This is a genomic window from Pseudomonas sp. GL_117 (genome assembly GCF_057835125.1).
Genome location: NZ_CM174418.1, coordinates 2,243,741 through 2,263,501 on the forward strand (window position 1 = coordinate 2,243,741; position 19,761 = coordinate 2,263,501).

The 19,761-nt window shown below is 61.4% G+C and carries 18 protein-coding genes; 7 read left to right on the plus strand and 11 right to left on the minus strand.

Annotated features, from left to right (window positions below; translation table 11 throughout):
- The first annotated feature begins 73 nt into the window (after positions 1 to 73).
- The 3 genes from AC3ISR_RS10225 to hemB all read left to right on the plus strand — a co-directional run bounded on the left by AC3ISR_RS10225 (position 74) and on the right by hemB (position 2,709).
- Positions 74 to 772: a glutathione S-transferase N-terminal domain-containing protein gene (locus tag AC3ISR_RS10225; RefSeq protein ID WP_192300347.1), complete on the plus strand. Its 699-nt coding sequence runs from the start codon at positions 74 to 76 to the stop codon at positions 770 to 772.
- Between the two features lie 3 nt (positions 773 to 775).
- The gene (locus AC3ISR_RS10230; protein ID WP_463984869.1) at positions 776 to 1,618 is read left to right on the plus strand and encodes a PhzF family phenazine biosynthesis protein; all 843 of its coding nucleotides are present in this window, start codon (positions 776 to 778) and stop codon (positions 1,616 to 1,618) included.
- 116 nt (positions 1,619 to 1,734) lie between these two features.
- Positions 1,735 to 2,709, plus strand: coding sequence for a porphobilinogen synthase (hemB, locus tag AC3ISR_RS10235; RefSeq protein ID WP_192300349.1), 975 nt, complete (start codon positions 1,735 to 1,737; stop codon positions 2,707 to 2,709).
- Between the two features lie 109 nt (positions 2,710 to 2,818).
- Here hemB and AC3ISR_RS10240 read toward each other — a convergent pair whose 3' ends face one another.
- Positions 2,819 to 3,433: a LysE family translocator gene (locus AC3ISR_RS10240; protein WP_226456073.1), complete on the minus strand. Its 615-nt coding sequence runs from the start codon at positions 3,431 to 3,433 to the stop codon at positions 2,819 to 2,821.
- Between the two features lie 141 nt (positions 3,434 to 3,574).
- On the opposite strand from AC3ISR_RS10240, the gene AC3ISR_RS10245 reads away from it, so the two are divergent.
- Positions 3,575 to 4,660, plus strand: coding sequence for a DUF1615 domain-containing protein (locus tag AC3ISR_RS10245; RefSeq protein WP_192300351.1), 1,086 nt, complete (start codon positions 3,575 to 3,577; stop codon positions 4,658 to 4,660).
- Here AC3ISR_RS10245 and AC3ISR_RS10250 read toward each other — a convergent pair whose 3' ends face one another.
- Complete coding sequence (locus AC3ISR_RS10250) at positions 4,661 to 5,446, minus strand: DUF4349 domain-containing protein (protein ID WP_463984868.1); 786 nt, start codon at positions 5,444 to 5,446, stop codon at positions 4,661 to 4,663. It lies immediately after the preceding gene.
- A gap of 157 nt (positions 5,447 to 5,603) precedes the next feature.
- Between AC3ISR_RS10250 and AC3ISR_RS10255 the strand changes: the two genes are divergently transcribed.
- On the plus strand, positions 5,604 to 6,026 hold the full coding sequence (locus AC3ISR_RS10255; RefSeq protein ID WP_192300353.1) for a PaaI family thioesterase: 423 nt from the start codon (positions 5,604 to 5,606) through the stop codon (positions 6,024 to 6,026).
- Between the two features lie 831 nt (positions 6,027 to 6,857).
- On the opposite strand, the gene AC3ISR_RS10260 is transcribed toward AC3ISR_RS10255, so the two are convergent.
- Genes AC3ISR_RS10260 through AC3ISR_RS10270 form a run of 3 tightly spaced genes read right to left on the minus strand, consistent with a single transcriptional unit; the run spans position 6,858 to position 9,443 of the window.
- Positions 6,858 to 8,039: an acetyl-CoA C-acetyltransferase gene (locus AC3ISR_RS10260; protein WP_192300354.1), complete on the minus strand. Its 1,182-nt coding sequence runs from the start codon at positions 8,037 to 8,039 to the stop codon at positions 6,858 to 6,860.
- Between the two features lie 11 nt (positions 8,040 to 8,050).
- Positions 8,051 to 8,710 (minus strand): CoA transferase subunit B, encoded by a 660-nt coding sequence (locus AC3ISR_RS10265; RefSeq protein WP_489324730.1) that lies wholly within the window; start codon positions 8,708 to 8,710, stop codon positions 8,051 to 8,053.
- 34 nt (positions 8,711 to 8,744) lie between these two features.
- Positions 8,745 to 9,443 (minus strand): CoA transferase subunit A, encoded by a 699-nt coding sequence (locus AC3ISR_RS10270; protein ID WP_463985003.1) that lies wholly within the window; start codon positions 9,441 to 9,443, stop codon positions 8,745 to 8,747.
- Between the two features lie 186 nt (positions 9,444 to 9,629).
- Between AC3ISR_RS10270 and AC3ISR_RS10275 the strand changes: the two genes are divergently transcribed.
- Positions 9,630 to 10,532 (plus strand): LysR family transcriptional regulator, encoded by a 903-nt coding sequence (locus tag AC3ISR_RS10275; RefSeq protein ID WP_192300357.1) that lies wholly within the window; start codon positions 9,630 to 9,632, stop codon positions 10,530 to 10,532.
- Between the two features lie 125 nt (positions 10,533 to 10,657).
- Here AC3ISR_RS10275 and AC3ISR_RS10280 read toward each other — a convergent pair whose 3' ends face one another.
- From AC3ISR_RS10280 to AC3ISR_RS10305, 6 genes are all read right to left on the minus strand, one after another.
- Positions 10,658 to 10,987 carry a hypothetical protein gene (locus AC3ISR_RS10280; RefSeq protein WP_192300358.1) on the minus strand — a complete coding sequence of 110 codons (330 nt, stop codon included), beginning with the start codon at positions 10,985 to 10,987 and terminating at the stop codon, positions 10,658 to 10,660.
- 717 nt (positions 10,988 to 11,704) lie between these two features.
- Entirely contained in the window at positions 11,705 to 12,550 is an 846-nt protein-coding gene (locus AC3ISR_RS10285) for an NAD-dependent protein deacetylase (RefSeq protein WP_192300359.1), read from the minus strand.
- An 8-nt stretch (positions 12,551 to 12,558) separates the two neighbouring features.
- The gene (locus AC3ISR_RS10290) at positions 12,559 to 12,999 is read right to left on the minus strand and encodes a CBS domain-containing protein (RefSeq protein ID WP_024074507.1); all 441 of its coding nucleotides are present in this window, start codon (positions 12,997 to 12,999) and stop codon (positions 12,559 to 12,561) included.
- Between the two features lie 132 nt (positions 13,000 to 13,131).
- Positions 13,132 to 15,081 carry a DNA topoisomerase III gene (locus tag AC3ISR_RS10295; protein WP_192300426.1) on the minus strand — a complete coding sequence of 650 codons (1,950 nt, stop codon included), beginning with the start codon at positions 15,079 to 15,081 and terminating at the stop codon, positions 13,132 to 13,134.
- A 242-nt stretch (positions 15,082 to 15,323) separates the two neighbouring features.
- Positions 15,324 to 16,946, minus strand: coding sequence for an MFS transporter (locus tag AC3ISR_RS10300; protein ID WP_192300360.1), 1,623 nt, complete (start codon positions 16,944 to 16,946; stop codon positions 15,324 to 15,326).
- 65 nt (positions 16,947 to 17,011) lie between these two features.
- Entirely contained in the window at positions 17,012 to 18,658 is a 1,647-nt protein-coding gene (locus tag AC3ISR_RS10305; RefSeq protein ID WP_192300361.1) for a GMC family oxidoreductase, read from the minus strand.
- Between the two features lie 130 nt (positions 18,659 to 18,788).
- On the opposite strand from AC3ISR_RS10305, the gene AC3ISR_RS10310 reads away from it, so the two are divergent.
- Positions 18,789 to 19,682: a LysR family transcriptional regulator gene (locus tag AC3ISR_RS10310; protein WP_192300362.1), complete on the plus strand. Its 894-nt coding sequence runs from the start codon at positions 18,789 to 18,791 to the stop codon at positions 19,680 to 19,682.
- The last annotated feature ends 79 nt before the right edge of the window (positions 19,683 to 19,761 follow it).

The following is a 19,761-nucleotide window of genomic DNA, read 5'->3' on the forward strand; positions in this document are numbered from 1 at the left end:
TGCGCATTGATGACCCAAGCAGGACACCGGGAAGATGACTATCATGGGGGCTTTGCGCCCAGGGGATTTCCCGATGAACTCGCTCGCCAGCTTCCCGATTAATAGCAAATGGCCCGCTCAACACCCCGAACGCCTGCAACTGTACTCGCTGCCTACGCCCAACGGGGTAAAAGTCTCGATCATGCTTGAGGAGTTGGGCCTGCCCTATGAGGCGCACAAGGTCAGCTTCGAGACCCAGGACCAGTTGTCCCCCGAGTTCATGTCCCTGAACCCCAACAACAAGATCCCCGCGATCATCGACCCCGACGGCCCCGGCGGCCAGCCATTGGCGCTGTTCGAGTCCGGCGCGATCCTGATCTACCTGGCGGAAAAAACCAGCCAGTTGCTCTCCGAGGACCCGGCCACCCGCTATGAAACCCTGCAATGGCTGATGTTCCAGATGGGCGGCATCGGGCCGATGTTTGGCCAGTTGGGCTTCTTCAACAAGTTTGCCGGCAAGGCCTACGAGGACAAACGCCCGCGCGACCGCTACGCCGCCGAGTCCCGACGCTTGCTGGCGGTGCTGGAGCAGCGCCTGCTGGGCCGCACCTGGATCATGGGCGACGACTACAGCATCGCCGACATCGCGACCTTCCCATGGATCCGCAACCTGATCGGCTTCTACGAATCAGGCGACCTGGTGGGTATCGCCGACTTCCCTAATGTACTGCGCGCGCTGGACGGCTTTGTGGCCCGCCCGGCGGTGATCCGTGGCCTGAATATTCCGAGCTGAAGCATGCCGATTTTCGATTTCAAACAACTGGATGTATTCAGCCACGTGCCCCTCAAGGGCAACCCGCTGGCTGTGGTGCTTGGCGCTGACAGCCTGACAGACCAGCAGATGGCCGATTTCGCCAATTGGACCAACCTCAGTGAAACCACGTTTTTGCTGACACCGCGTGATCCTCTCGCCGACTACCGGGTGCGAATTTTCACCACCGAGCAGGAACTACCGTTCGCCGGCCACCCGACGTTGGGCACGTGCCATGCGTGGTTGCAAGCGGGCGGTGTACCCAAGGGCGAGGACATCGTCCAGGAGTGCGAGATCGGCTTGGTGCGTGTGCGTCGCCAAGGTGATGAACTGGCGTTTATTGCTCCGCCGTTATTGCGTTGCGGTCCAGTGCAAGCGCCTGTGCTGCAGCGAGTGTGCCTGGGGTTGGGCTTGAGTCCCGAAGCCGTTGTGCGCAGTCAGTGGGTCGACAATGGTGCAGGGTGGCTGGCGTTGATGTTGGCCGATCGCGATCAAGTGCTGAGTTTGCAGCCGGACTATTCGCAGTTGCTCGGTCTGGCGGTGGGGGTGATCGCCCCCTGCGACCCGGTGCGCGACGACGTGGACACGCAGTTTGAAGTGCGCGGCTTTATCGCTGGAGACGGCGCCCCGGAAGACCCGGCCACCGGCAGCTTGAACGCCGGTATCGCCCAATGGCTGCTGGGCGAAGGCTTGGCGCCAGAGCGTTATGTGGTCAGTCAGGGCACGGCCCTCGGGCGTGCAGGGCGGATTCGCGTCGAACGCCAGGGCGATGACATCTGGGTCGGCGGTGCGGTCGCAGTGTGTATCGAGGGGCGTCTACAGCTCTAGATCAATAAACTGTTACCGCCCGTGCAATACACTATTGGGTCGTCGGCGTTTGTGTTGCCCATGCCGGTGGGCATAAGCTTTCGCCCCAAAGTCTTTAGCCATTTTTCAGGACCGCCATGACCAGCCAGTTCCCCCAAGCTCGCCCACGCCGCCTGCGCCGCTCCCCGGAGCTGCGTGGCTTGTTCCAGGAAACCGAGTTCACCCTCAACGATCTGGTGCTGCCGATTTTCGTCGAAGAAGAAATCGACGACTTCGTGCCGATCACCAGCATGCCCGGCGTGCAGCGTATCCCTGAGAAGAAACTGGCCGCCGAGATCGAGCGCTACGCCCGTGCCGGCATCAAGTCGGTGATGACCTTTGGCGTGTCCCACCACCTGGACGCCAGCGGCAGCGATACGTGGAAGGAGCGCGGCCTGGTCTCGCGTATGTCCTCGATCATCAAGGACGCCGTGCCGGAAATGATCGTGATGTCCGACACCTGTTTCTGCGAATACACCGACCACGGCCACTGCGGCGTGATGCACGGTGCCCACGTCGATAACGACGCGACCCTGGTCAACCTCGGCAAACAAGCCGTAGCCGCCGCCCGTGCTGGCGCCGATGTGATCGCACCGTCGGCAGCGATGGACGGGCAGGTCCAGGCGATCCGTCGTGCCCTGGATGACGCCGGTTTCACCCACATCCCGATCATGGCCTACTCGACCAAATTCGCCTCGGCCCTCTACGGCCCGTTCCGCGAAGCCGGCGGCAGTGCGCTCAAGGGCGACCGCAAAAGCTACCAGATGAACCCGATGAACCGCCGCGAAGCCGTGCGTGAATCGCTGCTGGATGAACAGGAAGGCGCCGATGCGCTGATGGTCAAGCCGGCGGGGGCCTACCTCGACATCATCCGCGACATCCGCGAAGCCTCGCGCTTGCCGGTGGCGGCGTATCAGGTCAGTGGCGAGTACGCGATGATCAAGTTCGGTGCCCAGGCGGGGGCGATTGATGAAGCTCGCGTGGTGCGCGAAACCCTCGGTTCGATCAAGCGGGCCGGTGCGGACTTGATCTTCACCTATTTCGCCATGGACCTGGCCCTGGCCGGGATCTAAAAATGTGGGAGCGGGCTTGCTCGCGAAAGCAGTGGTTCAGTAAAAGATCTAGTGACTGACACTCCGCTTTCGCGAGCAAGCCCGCTCCCACATTGTTTTGTGTTGCCTATCAGCGCTGCGCAAACGCCAGATTCAACCCCAACCCCGCAAAGGCCGCCGCAAAACTGCGACGCAGCCAGTTCTGCACCCGTGGCGATTCGATCACCGCGCGCCGAAAGACATTGGCCAGCAGGCCATACGCCACGAACACCGCAAATGTCATCGCCATGAACACGCCGCTCAGTACCAGCAGCTGCACGCTAGGCGAAGTGCTGCCCGGCGCGACGAACTGCGGCAAAAAGGCCAGGAAGAAAATGGTCAGCTTCGGATTCAGAATGTTCATCAAGAAGGCGCGCAGCATCAGGCTGCGCGCACTCGCGACCGTGGGCGTGTCACTGACGGCAAACGCCGAGCGATCCCGCCAGGTGGCATAGGCCACATACAGCAGGTAGGCGACGCCAGCATACTTGAGCATGTCGAACGCCAGGGCACTGGTGTGCAGCAGGGCGGACAGGCCGAGAATCGAGGCCAGCAGGTGCGGGATGATCCCGGCGGTGCAGCCCAGCGCTGCGAACACGCTGGCGCGTTTGCCGGCGGTGAGGCCGGTGGATACGGTAAAAATCACCCCGGTGCCGGGAATCAGCACCACAATCAGGCACGTGACGAGGAAGTTCAGGCTGAGCATGGCATTCAAACTCCTTGTAGGAATGGTCGATGACAGATCCTGTCACGATAGGCGCCGGTTGGCGAGCGCGTCCGTTTCGCGAACCCTGGTTACACTTGCCGGTCGATATACCCGGTCCCGCCGTTATTCAAGGAAGCGCCCATGTCCCTAAGCCGCCTGATCCTGTGCCTCATCCCGTTGCTGGTGCTGGCCGGTTGTTCCACCTCGCGCGGCCCGCAACAGCCGGCGCGTAGCGAAGCCGAGGTGAAGGCGCAGATTGTGCGCTTGTTGCCTGCACAACTCGCGGACCGCAACGGTTGGGCCCAGGACATCTACACCGCCTTCGACACCCAGAAGATCTACCCGAGCACCGAGAACATCTGCGCCGTACTGGCAGTGACCGAGCAGGAGTCCACCTATCAGGTCGACCCGCCTGTGCCGAACATGGGCAAGATCGCTGGGGATGAAATCCTGCGGCGTGCCGGAAAAGTCCATGTGCCGGCCTTTGTGGTACGCAGCGCCTTGCAGTTGCGCTCGCCCACCGGCAAGTCCTACGCCGACCGCCTGAATGCCGCACGCACAGAGAAGGACCTCAGCGGCATCTTTGACGATTTCATCAGCATGGTGCCCCTTGGCAACACCTTGTTTGGTGGCTTCAACCCGGTGCATACCGCCGGTCCCATGCAAGTCAGCATCGACTTTGCACAGAAACAGGCGCGGGGTTATCCCTACACGGTTGACGGCACGATCCGACGCGAAGTCTTCACCAGGCGCGGTGGCATGTACTTTGGCATTGCCCATCTGCTCGGCTACCCGGTGAACTACGACCAGCCGCTGTACCGCTTCGCCGACTTCAACGCGGGGTGGTACGCCAGCCGCAACGCGGCATTCCAGGCGGCGCTCAGCCGCGTCTCTGGCACCGAACTGGCGTTGGATGGGGATTTGATCCGCTACGGTTCATTGCTGCCCGGCACCACCGAGCTGGCGGTGCGTTCACTGGGCGCGAAGCTGGACATGCGTAACCCGAGCATCCGCAGCCAGTTGGAGCAGGGTGAGCAGTTGGACTTTGAAGACACCACCCTCTACAAGCGCGTTTTCGCGCTGGCAGACAAGGCTGCCGGCAAGCCGATGCCACGGGCGATCCTGCCGGGCATCGTGCTCAAGAGTCCGAAGATCACCCGCAACCTGACCACCGCGTGGTTCGCCAAGCGCGTGGATGAGCGCTATCAGCGTTGCATGCAGCGCTGATCAGCTGCGGCGCTTGATAAACCGGCGCCACAACCACACCCACAACCACACCACCGGGAACGCCAGGATCACAAACGGCAGCACATAGCTTGCGCGTTCCAGGGCGTCGGCGGTGCCGTTCACCAGGTTGTCGCCGAGGTTGCTGAACATGCGACTGAAGCGTGACGGCTGGTTCGCGCCGTCGGCGGAGCGGAAGTTCAGGGTCACACGGTTGGTGTCGAGACGGCGTTGCTGGTTGGCGCCGATCTGCGCCAGCTGCTGCAGCTCGTTTTCGATGGAGGCCTGTTCCTTGCTCAAGGCGATCAAGTCACTGACGGTGATGTCCTTGCGCTTGGCCAACTCGTCGAGACGTTGTTGCTGGGCTTGCAGGCGGTCCTGGCGGCGGCGTACATCGGCGACGGCGTCGGCCAGGTCTTCGGCGGTGGTGATGCGTTGGCCGAGCTTGCCGCCTTCGGCAGCCATGGCGACGATCGGCTCCACGCCGGTGGGCGCGATGCGCAGGATGATCTTGCCGCCGTTACCGTCCTCGGTGATGCCGAGGATATTGCAGGCACCAAAACGTGCCGTCTCGCAGGCCTCGCGCGTGGCCTGCATGCGCGGCGCGAGCAGGGCGCCGGGCAGGGCCAGGGTCAGCTCGTGTTCATAGGCTAGTTGTGCACCGGCCTGGCTTTGTTCACCGTTGATCGCCCTGGCGCTGGAGTGGTCCTTGGGCGAGCAACCGGCGAGGGTCAAGCCTGCGAACAAGATCAAGAAAAACGGTGTGGCTTTGCCGTCCGGATGGCGCATTGCGGTTCCTTGGGAGGTACGGGGAAATTTGGACGGCGATTAAAGCGGGTCTGGGGGATTAACGCAAAGCATCGTGGAGGATTTGTACCGTTGATGGTGCTGGCCGTCCCCAGGAGTCTGGCGTACACCTCAAGCCTGACTCCAAGGAAGAATCGCCATGATCGCCCACGCCGTGCCCGAAGGTTTTGTCTCGCTGCCCCGCAGCAGTCCGCTGCTCGATCTGTTGGGGCCTGCGTATTGCCGGGGCGAAGGCCTGCAACTGGAGATCGGCCTGCGCGCCGATAATCGCCACGCCAATGGCCGTGGCACCGTGCATGGCGGCGTGCTGGCGACTCTGGCGGATGTCGGTATGGGTTATGCGATGGCGTTTTCCAGCGAGCCGCCGTTACCGTTGATCACGGCAAGCATGACCTTGGATTACCTGGGCGCGGTGCAGGTGGGGGAGTGGATTGTGGTGAAGCTGGAGCATCACAAGCGTGGGCGGCAGATGGCGTTTGCCACGGTGAGCCTGCAGGTGGGGGACAAGGTTGTGGCGCGGGCGAATGCGGTGTTTGCGGTGCCCCAATCCGACAGGCAATAAAGATCAAATGTGGGAGATTCTATGGGGGCGGCGCAACACCGCTACCAACAGTGCCACCGCCTTCGCAGCCTCGCTAAAGCTCGACAGCTCCCACAGGGGACTAGCAGTGCCTGGGCGATCTCCAGCCAACACTCACTCCCCAGCAACACCAATCACCTGTGGGAGCGGGCTTGCCCGCGAAAGCGGTGGTTCAGCCAACACCTCCACCAACAGTGCCACCGCCTTCGCAGCCTCGCTAAAGCTCGACAGCTCCCACAGGGGACTAGCAGTGCCTGGGCGATCTCCAGCCAACACTCACTCCCCAGCAACACCAATCACCTGTGGGAGCGGGCTTGCCCGCGAAAGCGGTGGTTCAGCCAACACCTCCACCAACAGTGCCACCGCCTTCGCAGCCTCGCTAAAGCTCGACAGCTCCCACAGGGGACTAGCAGTGCCTGGGCGATCTCCAGCCGGACACTCACTATCCATCAACACCAATCCCCTGTGGGAGCGGGCTTGCCCGCGAAAGCGGTGGTTCAGCCAACACCTCTACCAGCCATGCCACCGCCTTCGCAGCCTCGCTAAAGCTCAACAGCTCCCACAAGGGATTGGCAGTGCCTGGGCGATCTCCAGCCGAACACTCACTCCCCATCAACACCAATCACCTGTGGGAGCGGGCTTGCCCGCGAAAGCGGTGGTTCAGCCAACACTTCTACCAGCCATGCCACCGCCTTCGCAGCCTCGCTAAAGCTCAACAGCTTCCACCCTGGGACTGTGTTTATTCAGATCGAGCGGGTAAAGAAAAGGCCCGGTTTTCGTGGAACCGGGCCTTGTCCATGTTGCTCTTGCCAATCAGCTGCGTTCGAGGGCCAAGGCCACACCTTGGCCACCACCGATGCACAGCGTCGCCAGACCTTTCTTGGCATCGCGCTTGATCATTTCATGCAGCAGGGTCACCAGCACACGGCAACCTGAAGCGCCAATCGGGTGACCGATGGCAATCGCGCCACCGTTGACGTTGACCTTGTCCGCATCCCACTCCAGCTCTTTGCCCACCGCCAGCGCTTGCGCAGCGAAGGCTTCGTTGGCTTCGATCAGGTCCAGGTCGCCCAGGCTCCAGCCGGCTTTGTCCAGGCAGCGGCGGGTGGCCGAGACCGGGCCGATACCCATGATCGCCGGATCGACGCCGGCATTGGCGTAGCTGGCGATGCGTGCCAACACCGGCAGGCCGAGGGCCTTGGCCTTGTCGGCACTCATCAGCAGTACCGCGGCAGCGCCGTCGTTGAGGCTCGAAGCGTTGCCGGCGGTGACGCTGCCGTCTTTCTTGAACGCGGGTTTGAGCTTGCCCAGGGACTCGGCGGTGGTGCCGGCGCGTGGCTGTTCATCCACGGCGAAGGCCACCGGGTCGCCCTTGCGCTGGGGGATCAGGATCGGCGTGATTTCGTCGGCAAAACGTCCGGCCTCGATGGCCGCCGCGGCTTTTTGCTGGGAGGCTGCGGCGAAGGCGTCCTGGGCTTCACGGCTGATGCCGTACTTGTCCACCAGGTTCTCGGCGGTGATGCCCATGTGGTAATCGTTGAACGCATCCCACAAGCCGTCGCTGATCATGCTGTCGACCATTTTCGCGTGGCCCATGCGCAAGCCGGTGCGCGCGGCGGGTAATACGTAGGGGGCCAGGCTCATGTTCTCCATGCCGCCGGCGATGATCACTTCGGCGTCGCCGCAGCGAATGGCTTGCGCGCCCAGGTGCAGGGCCTTGAGGCCGGAGCCGCAAACCTTGTTCAGGGTCAGGCTCGGCACCGCATGGGGCAGGCCGGCGAGGATCGACGCCTGGCGCGCCGGGTTTTGGCCTGAGCCTGCGGTCAGCACCTGGCCAAGGATCACTTCATCCACCTGGGCCGGGTCGAGGCCGGTTTGCTCCAGCAGGCGACGGATCACGGCGGCGCCCAGTTCCGGTGCCGGAATATTCGCCAGCGAACCCTGGAAGCTGCCCACGGCGGTGCGGGTGGCAGCAACAATCACGACGTCTTGCATGAGATCTGTCCTCACTGGAATTGCATTTCTGGAACGTGGTCCGGGACGATCAGTTTACCGGCGGTCTTGCTCACAATCTCTTCAACGCTGACGCCAGGTGCGCGTTCCTTGAGGACAAAAGCGCCATTTTCGATTTCCAGGTACGCCAGGTCCGTGAGTACGCGCTTGATGCAGTTCGCGCCGGTCAGCGGCAGGCTGCAGCGGCTGAGCAGCTTGGACTCACCGTCCTTGGACGCATGGGTCATGATCACGATGATGTTTTCTGCGCCGGCCACCAGGTCCATGGCGCCGCCCATGCCCTTGACCAGCTTGCCGGGGATCATCCACGAGGCGATGTTGCCCCCTACGTCCACTTCAAACGCGCCAAGCACGGTGAGGTCGACGTGGCCGCCGCGGATCATCGCGAAGGATTCGGCGGAGGAGAAAATCGACGCGCCGATGCGTGCGGTGACGGTCTGTTTGCCGGCGTTGATCATGTCGGCATCGATGGTGTCTTCGGTAGGAAACGGTCCCATGCCGAGCAGGCCGTTTTCCGATTGCAGCATCACTTCCATGCCTTCGGGGATGTAGTTGGCCACCAGGGTCGGGATGCCGATGCCGAGGTTGACGTAGAAGCCGTCCTGCATTTCGCGGGCGACGCGTTGAGCCATTTGTTCGCGGGTAAGAGCCATTTTATGAGTCCTTATTGTTCGGGCTGGAGGCGGATTATTTGCGTACGGTGCGCTGTTCGATGCGCTTCTCGAACGTGCCGCAGATGATCCGGTCGACGTAGATGCCAGGGGTGTGGATCTGCGCCGGGTCCAGCTCGCCCGGTTCGACGATTTCTTCGACTTCGACCACGGTGATCTTGCCGGCGGTGGCGGCCAGCGGGTTGAAATTCTGGGCGGTGTGGCGATAGATGACGTTGCCGAAGTGGTCGGCTTTCCAGCCCTTGACGATGGCGAAGTCGCCGGTGATGGACTCTTCCATCAGGTACGAGCGGCCGTTGAATTCGCGGGTTTCCTTGCCTTCGGCAACTGGAGTGCCCACGCCAGTGGCGGTGAAGAAGGCCGGGATGCCGGCGCCGCCTGCGCGCATTTTTTCCGCCAGGGTGCCTTGGGGAGTCAGCACTACTTCGATTTCGCCGCTGAGCAGCTGCTTTTCGAACAGGGCGTTTTCACCGACGTAGGATGCGATCACTTTGCGGATCTGTTTTTGTTCCAGCAGTACGCCCAGGCCAAAACCGTCGACGCCGCAGTTGTTGGAAACCACAGTCAGGTCGCGGGTGCCTTTGCGCTTGATTTCGGCGATGAGGTTTTCCGGAATGCCACACAGGCCAAAACCACCGGCAAGTACGGTCATGCCGTCTTCCAAGCCTGCCAGCGCTTCTTCATAGGACGCCACGCGTTTATCGAAACCTGCCATATGCACCTCTTTTATTGTTTGTGGGCCAGCCAATGAACCGAGTGTTGCGCTGCTGGATTGATTTGTTAAGTTGTTTTTTAAGGTTGATTGGTTTGAAAAACAGCATAATCAGCTTCAAGCCGTAAGCTACAAGCGGTAACACGCGGCGTTCACTTGCAGCTTTCAACTTGCAGCTTGGAGCTTCCCATGACCGTTAAACAGATGCGGGCCTTTCTCGCCGTGGCCCAGAGCCTGAGTTTTGCCGCCGCCTGCGAGCGCCTGCACCTTTCCCAATCGGCGCTGAGCCTGACCATCAAGGGCCTCGAAGAAGGGCTGGGTGGGCGCTTGTTCAGCCGCAATACCCGCAACGTCGCGCTGACCCCTGAAGGTGAATCCCTATTGCCCCTGGCTCGCCGGTTGATTGCCGACTGGGACAACGCCGAAGACGAACTGCGCCAGCGCTTTACCCTGCAGCGCGGGCGCGTGACAGTCGCCGCGATGCCTTCGTTCGCCGGCAACCTGCTGCCGCCGATCCTGAAGATATTCCGCGCGCGTTACCCTCAGGTGAATGTGACGGTGCATGACTTGATCAACGAACAGGTCCTGGAGATGGTGCGCGAACGCCAGGTGGAACTGGGTGTGGCGTTCGAGCCCGCTGAAGGCTCGTCACTGGCGTTTACCCCGCTGTATCTGGATCGCTTCATTGCGGTGGTGCCGGGCGATTCGCCGTTGGCCAAGCGCAGCGAAATTGACTGGAAAACCTTGCTGGATCAGCCGTTCATCACATTGCAGCGGCCATCAACGGTTCGGGTAATGCTGGAAGAACATCTGGGCGACTTGCAGATGAAGTTGCCGGTAGCACTGGAAAGCCATCAATTGGCGACGGTGGGCAAGATGGTGGCGAGCGGTTTGGGCGTCAGCGCCGTGCCTGCATTGTGTGCGCGGCAAATGGAGGAGGCGGGCGCCCATTGCATCACCTTGAACGATCCGGTGATTGAACGGCCGATTGGTGTGCTGACCAAGCCGGGGCATGAACTGTCGGCGGCGGCGCAAGTGCTGTTTGATATTTTTCGCGATGAAGCGGCGAAGGGGCGGTTTCCGACTTTCTGAATACACCGCAAACAAGTGTGGGAGCTGGCTTGCCTGCGACAGCTATTTAACATTCAACAACAGTGTTGAAGTTTAAACCGTTATCGCAGGCAAACCAGCTCCCACAGTAGTGCGCGAGTTACTTTCTAGTAGTAGCGATCAATCACTTTAACTTGCGAGCTGTCCTTGACGGCTGCCCAAGCATTATTAAGTGTGTCGAATACTTGCTCGATAAAGTTGCGATCAGCCGCAGCCTTCTTGCCGACATAACCCTGGCCGCGGCGGTACACCTTCAAGCGCGCTGCCAACTCACGGTTATTACGGTCAAACTCGGCTTCTTGGGTATTGGGCGCCAGGCAGTCAAGTTGCACTTCGCCCGACTTGCCAATCCACAGGACATGGTCGTCGAGAGTGTCTTTCTGCGCTGCGAACATCTCAGCCAATTCATCGATAGTTGGTTGGTTGTTCAGATTCATGTGTAAGCCCCTTGACCAGTTGGCGATCTATCAATTGATACGTCGTTAGTTGTCTCCGGTTCCGAAAACCGGGCGTCAGCGTCTGTCTGCCGAATACGGGCAGGGTCTTGAACCTGATGCATGTAGTTTTGCTGATGAACTGCTACGCAATGGTTTCATAACGAAGACAAGCAGCGTTTGAGCTCCTTGTACCGATCCTTGCGGGCCGGTCAGCTTCATCAATCTGCCTTGTGGGCAGTGCACATCCGGAAAAAACAGCTCGGCGGTCAGACGAGCTCTTTCAAAACACCTGTTGCCAACGCTCCCGATCCGGGAGACGTCTCGATAATGCAAGGACAAAAAGGTTACGTCAACGGTTATGTAGTGATTATTTTTGATCACTACATAAATCGTCGTGGACACGGGGAGATGCGTGGAAATGTGACTTGGGCGTCATTTTTTGGTGTGGGTGGTCTTGGATCCAGGATGGTCCACTCGACACAAACCCCCTGTGGGAGATTCTAGGGTTGCGGCGCAACACCTCTACCAACAGTGTCGCCGCCTTCGCAGCCTCGCTAAAGCTCGACAGCTCCAGCCGAGCACTCACTATCCATCAACACCAATCACCTGTGGGAGCGGGCTTGCCCGCGAAACCGATCAGCCAGTTGATACATCTGTAACTGAAATACCGCTATCCCAGGCAAGCCAGCTCCATAGTTGAAACGAGTGGTAGTGTTGCTATCTCAAGCGCTCAACAAGCAACGGCAACAACCGCTCGCACGATGCCTCGATCTTTACCTGCAACAACTCATCCCCACGCGTCTTGCCCAGGTTGATCGCTATCACCGGCTTGCCTTGCTCCACCATCGCCTTGCACAGACGAAACGCCGAGTACGCCATCAGCGATGAGCCCACCACCAGCAACCCCTCGGCATCCGCCACGGCCGCCATTGCCTTGGCGGCCGTGGTTTGGGCGACGTTCTCGCCGAAGAACACCACATCCGGTTTCAAGCGTTGACCGGTGCAATGGGGGCAGCGGGGTACCTGGAAGCGCTCCTCGAACGCCGGATCAAGCAGCGTGTCACCATCGGGGGCTTGCACAGCGTCGACGCCGGCCAGGTAGGGGTTCTCGGTCTCCATCAATTGCTGGATCACGTCGCGCTCGCTGCGCTGTTGGCAGTCCAGGCATAACACGCGGTGCAGGCTGCCGTGCAGTTCGATCACGTCATGACTACCGGCCTGGTCATGCAGGGTGTCGACGTTTTGTGTGACCAACCCGCTGATGCGCTGGCGTTGTTGCAGAGTTGCCAGCGCCCGATGGGCCGCGTTCGGCTGGGCGATTCGCACCTTCGGCCAACCCAGCATCGCCCGTGCCCAATAACGGCGGCGGGCTTGCGTGGTGGCGAGGAACTCCTGGTACATCATCGGCGCCCTGCCTCGGCGCACACCCTCGCTGTCGCGATAATCGGGAATTCCCGAAGACGTGCTGATCCCTGCACCGGTCAGTACCAGAAAGCGCCGTTGCGCCATGGCCCGGTGCAGGGTCTCGAGGTGGTCTTCCTGATGTGCAAGGCTATCGAGCATGGGGTCGCCTATTCGCCGCGGATGTATTGCTCCAGCTGCTTGATCAGATCAGCCTGGTCGGCAATGGCTTCTTTCACCAGGTCGCCGATGGACAGCAGCCCAAGCAGTTTGCCGTCTTCGACCACGGGCAGGTGGCGCAGGTGACTGTCGGTCATGATATTCATGCACTCATCGACCTTTTTATGGGTGTCGACGGTGATCACCGGCGAGCTCATCACCTCGTGGACCTTCGTGGTGACCGACGACAGGCCCTTGAGCATGATTTTGCGCGCGTAGTCCCGTTCGCTGATGATGCCTACCACTACGCCATCCTTGACGACCGGCAAGGCCCCGACGTTTTTCTCCGACATGCGGACCAGCGCTTCAAACACGGTGTGGTCGTGTTTGATGACATGGACTTCCTGGTTTTTCTGGTCCTTGGCTTTGAGCACTTGTGCAACGGTTTTCATGGCGGCCACTCCGGTGTTGTTGTTTGGAAGTCAGCGGGTCCCCTACAGAATCCTAGACGGCTCACGCTGGAGCAAGGTCCAAAGCGGCGTTAAACCCGTCGAAAAACGTCATTCACCGGTTTTTTTCCCGTTTTACCCGGCATTTGTCGGTTTTTTGCCGCGCTTGGGGCCCGCCGCGGTCTTGCGTGGAGCGCTCTTTCGCTTCTTTTTCCAGGGGGCAGCCCCTCGGCCTGCCGGGCTCGCCGGGCCGCTGATGGTCATGCGCAGGCCGTTGCAACGTGCCACCTGCTTGCTCATCCAGGCCGCTTGTTTGGCGACGAATTCTTCCAGGCTCATCTCGCCGCTTTGCACCATGTCCAGGGCCTGCTCCCAGATCGCGGTGGTGCCGGGGTCGGCGATGGCGCGGGGCACGGCGTCGATCAGGCTGAATGCCGCCGGGGTGGCCGAGAGGGCCTTGCCGTTTTTCACCAGGTAACCACGGTCCAGCAAGCCCTGGATAATCCCGGCACGGGTCGCTTCGGTGCCGATGCCGGTGGTGTCCTTGAGCTTTTGCTTGAGGAGCGGGTCTTGCACCAGCTTGGCGACGTTTTTCATCGCCTTGATCAGGTCGCCTTCGGTAAAGGGTTTGGGGGGCTGGGTCCACAGGTCCTTGAGGTTGACCTTGTCCACCGCGTAATCCTGGCCCTGAACCAATGGCGGCAAGGCTTGGGGCGTCGCAACGTCACGTCCCTTTGCCGGCGCCAGGGCTTCCGGCAGGGCGCGCTTCCAGCCCGGTTCGATCACAACCTTGCCCACCGCCCGCAACGCTTGCCCTGCACAGTCGAAGTCGGCCTGGGTGCGATCGTATTCATGGATGGGCAGGAACTGCGCCAGGTAACGTGCGCGAATCAAGGTGTACACCGCGCGGTGCTTGCCGGTGAGTTGCCCGACATCCTTGCCCGCGCCGGTGGGAATGATGCCGTGGTGGGCGCTGACCTTGGCGTCGTTCCACGCTCGGGAGCGGCGTTGCGGGTCGAGATGGGGCATCAGTTCATTCACTGCCGCATCTGCACGGCCCAGCGCCGCGAGAATTTTCGGTGCATCGCCGTGCTGGCTCAGCGGCAGGTAGCCGCAGTCGCTACGGGGGTAGGTGATGACCTTGTGGGTTTCGTACAGCGACTGGGCGATGTCCAGGGTTTCCTGGGCGCCGAGGCCGAGTTTTTTCGAACAGATTTCCTGCAGGGTACCCAGATCGAAGGGCAGGGGCGCCACGTCGCGCATGCGCTCGGTGCGCAACTTGACCAGTCGTGCGCTGGCGGCGTTGCGCATGCCAGCGGCGGCCTCCTGCGCCAATGGCAGGTTGAGGCAGCGGCCCTGGTCATCACAGGCATCTTCGGCGGCGCGCCATTGGGCGGTGAAGGTCATGTGCGCGTGTCGCAGGTCGACATCGATGGCCCAGTACGCCACCGGCACGAAGTCGGCGATGCTGCGGTCGCGGTCCACCACCAGGCGCAAGGTCGGAGTCTGCACGCGGCCCACGGGCAATACGCCTTGATAGCCGGACTGACGCCCGAGCAGGGTAAACAAGCGACTCATGTTCATGCCGATCAGCCAGTCGGCGCGGGAACGGCCAAGGGCCGAGTGATAGAGGCTGAAGGTCTCGGCACCGGGCTTGAGTGCGGCGAGGGCCTTGCGGATGGATGCGTCATCCAACGCCGACAGCCACAGGCGCTGGATCGGCCCGCGATAGCGGCAGTGCTCCACCAGTTCGCGGGCGATCATCTCGCCTTCACGGTCGGCGTCGGTGGCGATCACCAGTTCCTGGGCTTCCCCCAGCAGGCGCTTGACCGCCTTGAACTGGCTGGCGGTCTTGGGCTTGACCCGCATCTTCCATTTTTCCGGAACGATCGGCAGATCGGCCAGCACCCAGCGCTTGTACTTTTCGTCGTAGGCATCGGGTGGGGCGGTTTCCAGCAGGTGGCCGATGCACCAGGTGACCGTGACCCCATTGCCCAGCCAGCAACCGTCGCCGCGACGACTGGCGCCGAGCACGGCCGCGATGTCCTTGGCCTGGGAGGGTTTTTCACAGAGGTACAGCCGCATGGTCATCACATCAGATCGGGTTGATGCTGTGCAGGATGCTCAGTCAGCGGGCATTGATCAACCATTATCTGTATGGATGTACAGCAATTTGTGTGGTCGCCGCAAAACAATTGTGAGAGCGGGCTTGCTCGCGAAGGCGGCGTGTCAGCCAATACATGGTTGACTGATCCACTGCTTTCGCGGGCAAGCCCGCTCCCACACAAGCCCGCTCCCACGGGGAATCTCCCGTGTTCAGGGGGCCCTCAGTTATTGTCGATGTCCACGTGCCGGGTTTCCTTGAGGCAGATCATCCCCACCACCAGGCTCACCCCGGTCACCACCACCGGATACCACAGGCCGTAGAAAATATCCCCGGTGTACACCACCAACGCAAACGACACGGTCGGCAGGAACCCGCCAAACCAACCGTTGCCGATGTGGTAGGGCAGGGACATCGAGGTGTAGCGGATGCGCGTCGGGAACAGTTCCACCATCAACGCCGCCAGCGGGCCGTAGCACATGGCCGCGATCAGGATCAGCGCGACGATCAGCACCACCACCATGGTTTTGTTGACCTGGGCCACGTCCGCCGAACTCGGGTAGCCCGCCAGGGTCACCGCGCCACGCAGGGCCGCTTCGTCAAAACCGTCGATGCGCACTTCGCCGATGCTGACCTGCACCGGGCTGCCGGCTGGGGCGGCGGCGCTGCTGTAGGGCAGGCCCTGCTTGACGAGGAAGGTCTTGACCTTGTCGCATGGGCTGTCGAATTTGGCCTTGCCCACCGGGTCGAACTGGAAGGTGCAGGTGGCCGGGTCGGCCAGCACGGTGATTGGTGCCTGTTGGCTGGCCTGGTCCATGGCCGGGTTGGTGTAGTGCGCCAGGCTCTTGAAGATCGGGAAGTACAGCGCGGTCGCCAGCAGCAGGCCGAGCATCAGCACGGGCTTGCGCCCGACCTTGTCCGACAGCCAGCCGAAGAAGATAAAGAACGGTGCGCCAATCACCACGCTGATGATCAACAACATGTTGGCCAGGGCCGGGTCCATTTTCAGGAACTGGGTGAGGAAGAACAGCACATAGAACTGCGCCGCGTAGAAGGTCACTGCCTGGCCGCCGTTGATACTGAACAGCGCGATCAGCACCACCTTGAGGTTTTCCCACTTGCCGAACGACTCACGGATCGGCGATTTGCTCGCCTTGCCTTCCTCTTTCATTTTCAGAAACGCTGGCGACTCGTGCAGGCTCATGCGAATCCAGGTGGAAATGCCCAGCAGTACGATGGAAAACAGGAACGGAATACGCCAGCCCCACACTTCGAACTGGTCGCCGGTGAAGTAACGGCAGGCCAGTACCACCAGCAGCGACAGCAACAGGCCGACGGTCGCGGTGGATTGAATCCAGCTGGTATGAAAGCCGCGCTTGCCCGCTGGGGCATGCTCGGCCACATAGGTCGCCGCGCCGCCGTATTCGCCGCCCAGTGCCAGGCCTTGCAGCATGCGCAGCACGATCAGGATGATCGGCGCCGCAATGCCGATGCTCGCATAGGTCGGCAACAACCCCACGCAGAACGTCGCCACGCCCATCAAGATGATGGTCACCAGGAACGTGTATTTGCGCCCGATCATGTCGCCCAGGCGCCCGAACACCAGTGCGCCGAACGGCCGCACCACAAAGCCGGCCGCAAAGGCCATCAAGGCAAAGATGAAGGCCGTGGTGTCGTTGACCCCGGCAAAGAACTGCTTGCTGATCACCGCCGCAAGGGCGCCGTAAAGGAAAAAGTCATACCACTCGAACACCGTCCCCAGGGACGAGGCGAAGATGACCTTCTTGGATTCGTTACCGGTGCTCGCGTCTGCCGCCGAGCCCAGGGTTTGAACATGTTCTGACATCGGGTAGCCCTCACAGTGATTATTTATTGTTGTTCCACTGTCGGCGCCAGGTGTGGCGCCGCTATTCAGATTGCATGGACCAGTTCTCTCTCCGGGGCAAGGCTCCTTGTATTCGGCGAAAGGATCAGCTGTGCGGCTTTTTCCGCGATCATCAGCGTGGGTGAACAGGTATTGCCGGACGTGATGCGCGGCATGATCGAGGCATCGGCGATGCGCAGGCCGGGTACGCCATGCACGCGCAGTTGGGCGTCGACCACGGCATCCGGATCGTTGCCCATGCGGCAGGTGCCCACCGGATGGAAGATGGTGGTGCCGATCCGCGCGGCGGCTTCGTGCAGTTCGTCCTCGGTTTGCAGCGCGTCGCCGGGCAGGTATTCCACCGGCTTGAACGGGCGCAGGGCCGGCGCGGCGACGATGCGGCGGGTCAGGCGGATCGCATCGGCAGCCACCCGCAGGTCTTGCGGATGGCTGAGGTAATTGGGCCGGATCAGCGGCGCATCTGCCGGGTTGGCCGAGCGGATGTCCACACGGCCACGGCTTTGCGGACGCAGGTCGCAGACCGAGGCGGTAAACGCCGGGAACCCGTGCAACGGTTCGCCAAAGCGCTCCAGGGACAGCGGTTGCACATGGTATTCAAGGTTGGCCGAGGTCTGCTCCGGGCTCGAGCGGGCAAACGCGCCGAGTTGGCTGGGGGCCATCGACAGTGGGCCGCTGCGGTCATACAGGTAGCGCAGGCCCATGCCCAGCTTGCCCCACACGGAACCGGCGATCTGGTTGAGGGTGCGGGCGTTTTCCAGTTTGTAGATCAGGCGCAGTTGCAGGTGATCCTGCAGGTTGCCGCCGACGCCGGGCAATTCATGCAGCAGGTTGATGCCCAGCGGCTTGAGCACGTTGGAAGGGCCAATCCCCGAACGCTGCAAAATGCCTGGCGAACCGACTGAGCCGGCGCACAACACGATTTCCTTGCGCGCCTTCCAGTTCAACGACTGGCCCAGCTGGCGGCCGACCACTTGCGAGGCGCGGCCGTTTTCCAGGAGCACGCGATCGACTTCCACGCCGGTCAGCACTGTGAGATTGGGCCGCTGGCGGATCGGCTTGAGAAACGCCTTGGCCGCATTCCAGCGCACACCGGCCTTCTGGTTGACCTGGAAGTAGCCGCAACCTTCGTTGTCACCCGTGTTGAAATCGTTGGTGTTGGCGATGCCGCTTTGCGCCGCTGCATCGCGGAACGCATCGAGGATCGGCCAGTGCAAGCGCTGTTGTTCGACACGCCATTCACCGCCATCGCTGTGAAATGGCGAGCTGCCGGCAAAATGGTTTTCGCTTTTCTTGAACAGCGGCAACACCTCGTCCCACGCCCAGCCCGGGTTGCCTGCCGCCGCCCAACCGTCGTAATCCTGGGCCTGGCCACGCATGTAGATCATGCCGTTGATCGACGAGCAGCCACCCAACACCTTGCCCCGTGGATAACTCAATGCACGGCCTTGCAGGCCTTCCTGGGCTTCGGTCTTGAAACACCAGTCGGTACGCGGGTTGCCGATGCAGAACAGGTAGCCGACGGGGATGTGGATCCAGGGATAGTTGTCGCGGCCACCGGCTTCGAGCAACAGCACGCGGTGGGCGGGGTTGGCGGACAGACGATTGGCCAGCAGGCAGCCAGCGGGGCCGGCGCCGACGACGATGTAGTCGAATTCAGCAGTTGCAGTGGGCATCTGAAGGGCTCGCTTGTTTTTCTTATTGCCCCCATCCTAGTTGTTAGTTTTCGTCTTAAAAATGTTAGTTTTTACCCAGCTGCTGTGCGTTTTTAAACAGCACCGCCCAGGCTGATGCAATGGAGGTGTCATGTTCGACTGGAATGACCTGCGCTATTTTCTCGAGTTGCAACGCAGCGGCCGCCTGATCACCGCCGCACAGCGCCTGAAAACCACCCACGCCACCGTCGCCCGGCATATCGAGGCCATCGAGAAGAGCCTCGGCACCGCGTTGTTCGTGCAACACGCCCAGGGCTACGAGCTGACGCCAGCCGGCGAAGCGCTGCTCAAGCACGCCGAAGCCATGGAGAACGTCGCGCTGCTGGCCGAAGACGAACTCACCCATAGCGCTGCGCCGTTGGGCAAGATCCGCTTGGGCGTCGCCGAAGGCCTGGGGGTGATGTTCCTCGCCAGTCGCATGGGAGGGTTGTTTGATCGCTACCCTGGATTGGAAGTGGAGCTGGTGGCCGTGCCGCGCTTTGTCAGCATCCTCAACCGTGAAGCGGAGATCAGCATCCACCTGGAACGCCCCAGTGTCGATCAGCTGGTCACGCGCAAACTCACCGACTATCGCCTGGCCCTCTACGCCAGTCGCGCGTACCTGGACCGCAGTCCGCCGATTGAAAAGCGTGAAGATCTCGCGGCGCACGCGTGGATCGACTATGTGGACGACTTGCTGTTCAGTCAGGAGCTGAAATTCCTCAGCAGCTTCTGCCGCAACCCCAAGGTGGTGTTTCACAGCACCAGTGTGATCGCCCAGCACCAGGCGGCGCGTTCGGGGCTGGGGATTGCCGTGTTGCCGTGTTTCATGGCGGCTGGCGACCCGGACCTGGTGCCGTTGTTGCCGGCAGAGAACATCCAGCGCAGCTACTGGATCAGTTCGCGCCGGGAGCTGCACAAGTCGGTGCGTCTGCGGGTGTTGTGGGATTACGTGGTGGGGTTGTGTGCGCGGGAGCAAGGGTTGCTGCTCGGCGAAACCAACTGACTGAAACCGGATTAAACCTGTGGGGGCGGGTTTGCTTGCGAATGCGGTGAATCAGTCACACATCTACTGACTGACACTC

What these genes read in the sequence shown, in the direction of transcription:
- AC3ISR_RS10285 (WP_192300359.1), bottom strand. Translation starts at nt 12,550, where the DNA reads ATGCTCGATAGCCTTGCACATCAGGAAGACCACCTCGAGACCCTGCAC.
- AC3ISR_RS10230 (WP_463984869.1), top strand. Translation starts at nt 776, where the DNA reads ATGCCGATTTTCGATTTCAAACAACTGGATGTATTCAGCCACGTGCCC.
- AC3ISR_RS10310 (WP_192300362.1), top strand. Translation starts at nt 18,789, where the DNA reads ATGTTCGACTGGAATGACCTGCGCTATTTTCTCGAGTTGCAACGCAGC.
- AC3ISR_RS10295 (WP_192300426.1), bottom strand. Translation starts at nt 15,081, where the DNA reads ATGCGGCTGTACCTCTGTGAAAAACCCTCCCAGGCCAAGGACATCGCG.
- AC3ISR_RS10280 (WP_192300358.1), bottom strand. Translation starts at nt 10,987, where the DNA reads ATGAATCTGAACAACCAACCAACTATCGATGAATTGGCTGAGATGTTC.
- AC3ISR_RS10240 (WP_226456073.1), bottom strand. Translation starts at nt 3,433, where the DNA reads ATGCTCAGCCTGAACTTCCTCGTCACGTGCCTGATTGTGGTGCTGATT.
- AC3ISR_RS10275 (WP_192300357.1), top strand. Translation starts at nt 9,630, where the DNA reads ATGACCGTTAAACAGATGCGGGCCTTTCTCGCCGTGGCCCAGAGCCTG.
- AC3ISR_RS10300 (WP_192300360.1), bottom strand. Translation starts at nt 16,946, where the DNA reads ATGTCAGAACATGTTCAAACCCTGGGCTCGGCGGCAGACGCGAGCACC.
- AC3ISR_RS10255 (WP_192300353.1), top strand. Translation starts at nt 5,604, where the DNA reads ATGATCGCCCACGCCGTGCCCGAAGGTTTTGTCTCGCTGCCCCGCAGC.
- hemB (WP_192300349.1), top strand. Translation starts at nt 1,735, where the DNA reads ATGACCAGCCAGTTCCCCCAAGCTCGCCCACGCCGCCTGCGCCGCTCC.
- AC3ISR_RS10260 (WP_192300354.1), bottom strand. Translation starts at nt 8,039, where the DNA reads ATGCAAGACGTCGTGATTGTTGCTGCCACCCGCACCGCCGTGGGCAGC.
- AC3ISR_RS10250 (WP_463984868.1), bottom strand. Translation starts at nt 5,446, where the DNA reads ATGCGCCATCCGGACGGCAAAGCCACACCGTTTTTCTTGATCTTGTTC.
- AC3ISR_RS10265 (WP_489324730.1), bottom strand. Translation starts at nt 8,710, where the DNA reads ATGGCTCTTACCCGCGAACAAATGGCTCAACGCGTCGCCCGCGAAATG.
- AC3ISR_RS10245 (WP_192300351.1), top strand. Translation starts at nt 3,575, where the DNA reads ATGTCCCTAAGCCGCCTGATCCTGTGCCTCATCCCGTTGCTGGTGCTG.
- AC3ISR_RS10305 (WP_192300361.1), bottom strand. Translation starts at nt 18,658, where the DNA reads ATGCCCACTGCAACTGCTGAATTCGACTACATCGTCGTCGGCGCCGGC.
- AC3ISR_RS10225 (WP_192300347.1), top strand. Translation starts at nt 74, where the DNA reads ATGAACTCGCTCGCCAGCTTCCCGATTAATAGCAAATGGCCCGCTCAA.
- AC3ISR_RS10270 (WP_463985003.1), bottom strand. Translation starts at nt 9,443, where the DNA reads ATGGCAGGTTTCGATAAACGCGTGGCGTCCTATGAAGAAGCGCTGGCA.
- AC3ISR_RS10290 (WP_024074507.1), bottom strand. Translation starts at nt 12,999, where the DNA reads ATGAAAACCGTTGCACAAGTGCTCAAAGCCAAGGACCAGAAAAACCAG.